This window comes from Lysinibacillus sp. 10T31 (assembly GCF_056394365.1).
The window spans coordinates 1-7499 of record NZ_JBFTHS010000098.1; the positions used below are offsets into that span (position 1 = coordinate 1).

The following is a 7499-nucleotide window of genomic DNA, read 5'->3' on the forward strand; positions in this document are numbered from 1 at the left end:
TTAACAAGTAGAGGGCGAACAGTTTAGTTGTCGGGATATAATCCCACGGGTGCTTCCGTTCGACCCCGGCTACTATCAATCTATAAATTGAATAAAAAATAGTCAACCAGATTACTCCGGTTGACCTTATAATACGAACGGGTGCTTTACTTGAAGATCATTGAGTTGCATTGGCAGCTCTTTTTTTCTTATTGAACTACGGGGCAGGTTTGTCTAATATTGCTTATTATTTAAGTTTTTTAACGATGGACATAACATATCGAAAACCTCACACAATAAAGAAAAAAGGAGGTTCAATATTGAAGTCTGTTTTTAAAGGATTACTTATTTTCTTTACCTTAGCCTTATTTTTTTCATTAGTTGTCCATGCAGAAAAAAATGAACAAGAGCACGAAGAAAGAGACGAAGGAACTTTAGTTTACCATGTCAAATACGATTATGATGCAATATCCAATTTTTTAGGAATAAGTCTTGATGATTATGAAGAATATTGGAAAAAGGGACTTTCTATTTCGGATATGGCAAAGAAACAGGGAATATCGAGACATGATTTAGTGGGTTATTTTTATGGTTTCCACTATAAAGAAATGCAAAAGTGGAGAGCTAAAGGTCCGATGACAGAAAAAGATTATTTCGACCTTGTTTTTAGATTATCAGATGAAATCGATAAGTTTATTGACCGTAATCCCAATCGTTAATTCACCTAACGGGGTGCTTTTGTCAAGTGGAGCAAAGTCTTTTAAGAAATTGCTCCTTTTACATTTAAAAGTACTTCTGATAATACTCTTTCCTTAGCCTCCCGCTTAATTGAGCGTAGATCCTAGTTGTTTCGCTTTTCTCATGCCCCATAAGACTTTGTATGACTTCTATGGGAGCTCTATTGTTCAACAAATGAGTTGCATAGCTGTGTCTAAGTTGGTGTGGATGAATTTCTTTATTGATTTCAGCACGATTTGATATCCGCTTGATGATGTATCGCATTTGGGCAACACTCATTTTATGTGGCTGCCTTACTGTAACAAAATGGCAGGATTATTGTCAGTACGGCTTTCAATATAACGTTTAAGCCATATGTCACAACGCGTATTAAAATAAACCTCCCTTTCCTTATCACCTTTTCCTCTAACGATTGCGGATTGATTGGACCAATTAATATGGTTCTTTTCTAACGCAACTATTTCTCCAATTCGGCAACCAGTAGAAAACATGAATTCGAAAACTGCTTTTTCCATTGCGGAATGACAGGATTCACGGAGGTGTTCAATTTCCCGTTCGGTTAAATACTTGGGTATCCGCTTTCCTACTTTCGGTTCTTTAATTTTGGAAGTTGGATTCTTACTTAGGTATCCTTCTTCATGAGACCAACGAAAAAATGATTTCATAAAGCGGATACGGTGTGCAAGACTGGCTGGTTTTAAGTGCTTGCCGGATATAGCAAGATATTCCTTCAGTTGATTGGTTTCAAGCAATTCCATCTCTATATCCTTAAAATAACCAATTAATAGAAAAGACTGTAACCGGTAGGCCTTCAGCGTTTGTGGCGAAAAGCCCTCTATTCGTTTATCAGCTTCAAACAAAGTCCATGCTTTTGACAGTAACAATTCCATTCCCCCTAAAATAGTAATATAAAAGGGATTATTGCCAACTTAATAGAATTCTAGACATAAGGAGTGATTTTACTAACGGAGCAGTTTAGTTGAAGTACGATGGCATAAATAAGCCATGGAGTAAATAGTGTAACACCCCCGTCTATTAAGTAGACTCTTTTATAAAAAATTTTCCTTTTGTTTTCTATAACCTAATTATATCAATCGTAATACATATATTTGTCATAAAAAAATCTTTAGGACTTCATACTTATTTCGTTTTTTATCTATATAATAAATTTGCGCTTATTATTATTGATTGGAGAATTAGACATGAAAAACACGTTTTATCAGAGCTTTTGGCGAACGCACTTTTATGCCGCATTATTTATTACTCCACTTCTTATTTCGCTAACACTAAGTGGTATTGGTTATTTATTTTATACTAATGTTGAAAATCATTTATATGATAAATACTTTTTTGGTGAAAGTGGAAAAACCGAGGTACAATCTATTGACGATGCTGTTAAACTTGCAGAAGAATCATATGCTGGCTATAAAACAAATAAAATTATAGAGCTAGAAGAGCCTTACAATACACGTTTGACGATGAAGAATGCAGATGGCGATGAGAAATATGTGTTCTTAGATAATCATAACCAAATTATCGGTGGTCAGGATGCTGGTTACACATTTTCAAATATTATGAGAAATGCACATAGTTCCTTGTTTATTGGGGGAACTGTTGTCAATTATTTAGTAGAATTAGCTGCGTGCTGGGCTGTCTTTTTACTGCTTTCAGGTATTTACATGACGTTTAAAGCAAAAGTACTCAAGAAAACAAAGCAGACAAATAAACGTCAAAAAAGCAGAAAATTTCATGCACTTATTGGGACAATTATTACGATTCCAATGCTTGTTATTATTTTCACAGGCTTACCATGGTCTGCGTTTATGGGGAAATATATTTACCAAGCTTCACAAGATCACCCTACTTTCGGTACGCCATTATTGCAACAGCAACCTCCTACATCTGATATAAGTGAGATTCCTTGGGCTACTCGTCAAGAAACTCCTCCAACGTCAGATTCAGGACATGAAGGACATGCAGCACATCATGGTAACGGAGCCGATACGGTCTGTGGTACGAACCCTTACCAACTAAGCGTAGTAAAGCTACAACATGAAATTAATGCAATGAATATATCAAAACCTTACGCAATTATCTATCCTACTAGTGAAGTCGGTGTCTATACGGTTGCAAAATCTAGTAACACTGGTGTCACAGGTCTTGATGTTAGTCCGTATGATGAAACGACAATGTATTTTGATCAATATAGCGGAAAATATATAGACAAGGTAGGTTACGAGGACTATGGCGTTCTTGCTAAATGGTTCACTTGGGGAATTCCTTTACATGAAGGTCATTTGTTTGGCTGGCCAAATAAATTAATCAATTTACTAGTATGTCTAGCGTTTTTAGTAGTGATTGTTTGGGGAGTTAGAACATGGCTACTACGAAAGAAACAAGGTATGCTATCTGCACCACCTAAAATCTCTCAAAAGGTATCCATTCCTTTTATCATATTCATGATCATTTTAGGTATACTAATGCCACTATTTGGACTTTCTTTAATTGTTGTCGTACTCGTTGAAATAATCATACATTTGATGTCTAAAAATAAAACAAAAATTAATTAAAATGCTAAGCGATACTGTATCCTTTATAGATGAGGAACAGTATCGCTTTCTTTAAAGCTGTTTCTTAAAGATCGTTGGTTAGTTGAATAAAATATATATACGAACCATTTAACCACCTTGATGGCTTAGATGAATTGAAGCAGAAGTTAGGCATCCAAAGAATAAAAAAACTAAATGACTATATTTTTCTCGACTGATTCTCCCAATGGTCAGTAACTGCAGTCGGAAAAACTTTAGGTTGTGAAAAATTACAATTAGTATCTGTATCTAAAGGAATTTACTTTTTTATTGCACATTTGCACATTAGAACTGAACCAATCCAAGATTATTGCATATATACACAAAAAAACCACTCGATTGGGTGGTTACAACTGATGTTTCTAGACTCTGTTATTCAAGCCTTTCACTTTTCGTAAGTATTAAATATTTCATTAGCAAACGTATTGGCGATTGTTGGAAATAAAATAATTAGTGAAAATTATTTAGCGAAATCCCAGCAACCAGATTCCATTAAAATAACCAAACTTTTAAGTAATTTAAAAGAAATTGATTGGTTATCCTCGGGAAATTTAAAGTACATTAAGGGAGCAGCAGGTTCTAAAATGTTAGCAGATGATATTTTTAAATTGCCTTAAAAGTTAACTATTTAAACAAAAGTAACCTTCATTTTTTTCGGAGGTTATTTTTGTTTAAGGCTGTTTTCTGAAAGATTGTTGCTATTCAACTAACGGTGCAGGTTAGTTGAATAAGAAGGGGTATATTAACCTCGTAATTGAAACAAAAGTAGGAAACACAATGATAGTTATGTAAAAAAGCTCGGACGATTATCCGAGCTTTGAGGTCAATACTTTCGATTGAATAGTTTTGGGTAATTAATTACTAAACCATCACTATCGACTTTGATCATAGACTCGAATGAACCGCTTTTATAATGGAACATTCGATAATCATTTCCCACATCAATAAGTGTGTAGATTTGCTCTACTTTCTTAATGTTCAGTTCAGGGATTGTAATAAAAACCATTTTGAAAATCTGAGGTTCATTTATTATCCATTTTGTCCGATTAATTGGCAATGAGTTTGTAAAAGGGGTACAGGAAATATCGATATCTATTGCTCCGTAAAGTTCTTTAATTTCGTTCCCTTTTTGGTCAAACCATTGTAGATCAGAATTAGTTTCAATATAAAGAGATTTTTGTGTGTTAGGTATTTCAATATTAAGATTTTTAATGAACCAATCATTTATTTCTATATTGTAGTCGATTTTATAAGGAATACCATTTTCCGTAGAAATAACTGTACTGTTTACTTTCGACAAAGTATCTGAGGTAATAATTTCTAAAAATTCCGTACCAAAGGACTTTAGGTTTTCCCATATTGCAACCTTGTTCATAATCTATCAACGCCTTTACTAATATAATAAAAAATTTTATCAAAGAAACATAGAATTGGATATATTTAAATAAGCACAAAAAGCAATATAATACTCTTGTTACATAATCGGGCGAAATTCCGTATCAGGAATGGTGCTCTTTTTTATGCTAAGGTCCAGATTGTGGAAAAACACACTTGAAATATAATAGAAAGAATGGTACTTAAAGTAACGGTGCAGGTTAGTTCAACAATGATGTTTAACTTGTGTTCAACAATCGGGCCAGATTATGGGGTAGATACCTTTGAGTAAACTTCAGTTTTTACCAAAGGTATTGTATGATACTGTACTTATTTTTTATATAATTAGTTTTTAATCGGATTACGGCTTCCAGAATAGATGGATGCCGATTTTTTTGTATATATTTTAAATAAATTTGAATCGTTTTGTTGTTCCAATTTCTCTAATAAGTATAAGAGGAAAGGAGGTTTGTTAATTGGAGATAAAATCAAAGTTAGTAAAGCGTGCTAAAAAAGGCGATTCCGAGGCATTTCAAATACTAATACATGAAGAAAAAGAAAAAATGTACAGAATGGCTTATATGTATATGCGAAATGAAGATGATGCGCTTGAAGTGTTTCAAGAAAGCATATATAAAGCTTTGAATTCAATTAATACATTGAAAAATAACGATTATTTTTCAACGTGGTTAATGAGAATATTAATTAATACAGCTATTACAACTTTAAAGAAGAAACAAAAGCTTGTTTCGATTAATAGTGAAATCTTTGATCAGATTGAGAATACAGAGCATTTTGGAACTGAGGAACATCTTGATCTTCTTCAAGCAATGGACGATATTGAGGAAAAGTATAAAACGGTCTTGCTACTCCGTTTTTATCAAGATTATACAGTTAAGCAAATTGCAGCGTTTCTTGATTGTCCCGAAGGTACTGTGAAGACGAATATTCGTCGTGGACTAGATCTATTAAGAACAAAATTAAAGGGGGTTTATTGCGATGACAGACAGAATTCAATCGTTTAAAGAAGAAATTGATAACATCAACGTTCCAATTGATAAATTGGATGCAATTATTTCAAAAACGATTCATGCGAACAATCAAAGGGGAAAAAAGTCTTTCAGAATGAAGATGGTATATAGCTTAAGTTCAGTTGCAGTAGCATCTATTCTGTTTGTTAGTTCAGCAACTGTCTCTCCTGCTATGGCTAATATCGTTTCAAAAATACCAATAATTGGTGCTGTGTTTAGTGATTCTGGAGATCCTGGTCTAGAGAAAGCAAATGAGCAAGGATTAACAAATTTAATAGGTGATACCAAAAATACTGGAGGAACATCAATTACACTTGATGAAGTTTTCTATGATGGGACACGTTTTACAATTGGATTTTCAATCACATCAGAGAAAGTTATTGAAGAATCATATTTATTACCCGGGCCTGAAATCAAAATTAATGGACAAGCTTTTTCAAATGCCAGTACTTACAGTGAAACAAAAATATCACCTACACATCGAACAGGAATCATTAACATTGATTCTCTAGATGATTTGCCTGAAGCGTTTACTCTAGGTGTAAACTTTACAGGTGTTGACGGTAAGCAGTGGGATTTCTCTACTCCTATTAGCATGAAAACAGAAGTAGAATATGTAACTATTAATCACAGTCAAACTGTAAAAGACATTAATTTAACAGTTTCTGATTTAGAAATAAGTGCAGCCGGCTTACGTTTTAACTTTAATGCAGACACAGAAAAAATAAATTATTTAACTAATGGGAACCTAGATTTCAAAGTGATTGATGATAAAGGAAATGAACTTATATCACATTCGGGTGGTAGTCAAATTCAAAATAACGATGGAAAGGAAGAATTAACTGGTAGTCGACTAATAGACCCAATCACGGATAATGCAAAGACATTGACAGTTATACCATATATTAATTTCCACCAAGGAGGAACTAGCGTGGAAGTTGACCTTAAAGGCAATGAAATAAAAAGAGATATTCAACCTTTTAATGAAACTGACATTGAATTTAAAAGCTTTACAGTAACTCTACCCTAAAAGATAAATATTTTTCGATTATTACTAACGAGATGCGTTGATCCTAGCAAGGATCAACGCTTATTTCCATTTTAGTGCCATTTAATTGAATAACAATATCAAGAAAAAATTTAATAGGTATGTTTGAAAGATATTAATTAAACTAAACCAGCTAATAGTTTGTCAATAATTTTCTGTTAAAAGTTTAATGGGCACGTGCTATACTAAAAAAGTGCATGACAAATAACCGTCCTAAAGTTTGTTTTTGGAAGGTTTTGTTTGATTTAGTTGTACCTACTTATCAAGCTAAATCTTGGTACGTAGTTCTGTTTTTTAACAAGGCAAAAATCCAATGTAATAGTTTATTAACACAAGCTATTATTGCTACTTTAAAAGGTTTTCCTTCGTCACGTTTTTTATCATAGAATTCACGTAATTTCTTGTTTCGAGGAATGATTTTATCGTCTGTTTTAGTTTTCCTGCAATCTCGTATTGCACAACGAACAGCCATGAACAAGGCATGACGAAGTCTACTGGAACCTCGTTTTGTAATTCGATTCTTTGTCGCTGAAAACTTACCTGATTCGAAAACACTCGGGTCAACTCCAGCGAAAGCCACAAGCTTTTTAGGGTTGTTAAATCGATCTATTTCACCAATCTCAGAAATAATCGTTGCAGCGATCTTTTCACCGATGCCTGGGATAGATTTGATAATACTATATTCTTCAATTTCTTTAGCGAGGGCATCTATTTCTGACTCTAACTTTGATAGATGCTCTT

General features: G+C 33.5%; 7 protein-coding genes and 1 pseudogene. 5 read left to right on the top strand and 3 right to left on the bottom strand.

The features are described from left to right. Nucleotides 1-299: 299 nt before the first annotated feature. Entirely contained in the window at nt 300-698 is a 399-nt protein-coding gene (locus AC1DCY_RS26390) for a hypothetical protein (protein WP_477355450.1), read from the top strand. Between the two features lie 64 nt (nt 699-762). On the opposite strand, the pseudogene AC1DCY_RS26395 reads toward AC1DCY_RS26390, so the two are convergent. Then, nucleotides 763-1601: pseudogene (locus AC1DCY_RS26395) on the bottom strand (tyrosine-type recombinase/integrase). A gap of 318 nt (nt 1602-1919) precedes the next feature. Here AC1DCY_RS26395 and AC1DCY_RS26400 point away from each other — a divergent pair. Together AC1DCY_RS26400 and AC1DCY_RS26405 are read left to right on the top strand one after the other, a co-directional pair. Beyond that, a complete protein-coding gene (locus tag AC1DCY_RS26400) occupies nt 1920-3287 on the top strand; it encodes a PepSY-associated TM helix domain-containing protein (protein WP_477355453.1) in 1368 nt (455 codons plus the stop codon). Between the two features lie 443 nt (nt 3288-3730). Further along, nucleotides 3731-3922 (top strand): hypothetical protein, encoded by a 192-nt coding sequence (locus AC1DCY_RS26405; protein WP_477355456.1) that lies wholly within the window; start codon nt 3731-3733, stop codon nt 3920-3922. A gap of 206 nt (nt 3923-4128) precedes the next feature. Here AC1DCY_RS26405 and AC1DCY_RS26410 read toward each other — a convergent pair whose 3' ends face one another. After that, on the bottom strand, nt 4129-4680 hold the full coding sequence (locus AC1DCY_RS26410) for a putative glycolipid-binding domain-containing protein (protein WP_477355459.1): 552 nt from the start codon (nt 4678-4680) through the stop codon (nt 4129-4131). A gap of 475 nt (nt 4681-5155) precedes the next feature. Here AC1DCY_RS26410 and AC1DCY_RS26415 point away from each other — a divergent pair, with 475 nt between their 5' ends. Together AC1DCY_RS26415 and AC1DCY_RS26420 are read left to right on the top strand one after the other, a co-directional pair. Further along, on the top strand, nt 5156-5704 hold the full coding sequence (locus AC1DCY_RS26415; RefSeq protein ID WP_477355462.1) for a sigma-70 family RNA polymerase sigma factor: 549 nt from the start codon (nt 5156-5158) through the stop codon (nt 5702-5704). After that, entirely contained in the window at nt 5679-6740 is a 1062-nt protein-coding gene (locus tag AC1DCY_RS26420; RefSeq protein WP_477355465.1) for a DUF4179 domain-containing protein, read from the top strand. Before AC1DCY_RS26415 ends, AC1DCY_RS26420 begins: the two co-directional genes overlap by 26 nt. Nucleotides 6741-7020: 280 nt before the next feature. Here AC1DCY_RS26420 and AC1DCY_RS26425 read toward each other — a convergent pair. Continuing rightward, nucleotides 7021-7499, bottom strand: a 479-nt coding sequence (locus AC1DCY_RS26425) for an IS110 family transposase (protein WP_477355468.1), incomplete at its 5' end; no start/stop codon positions are given.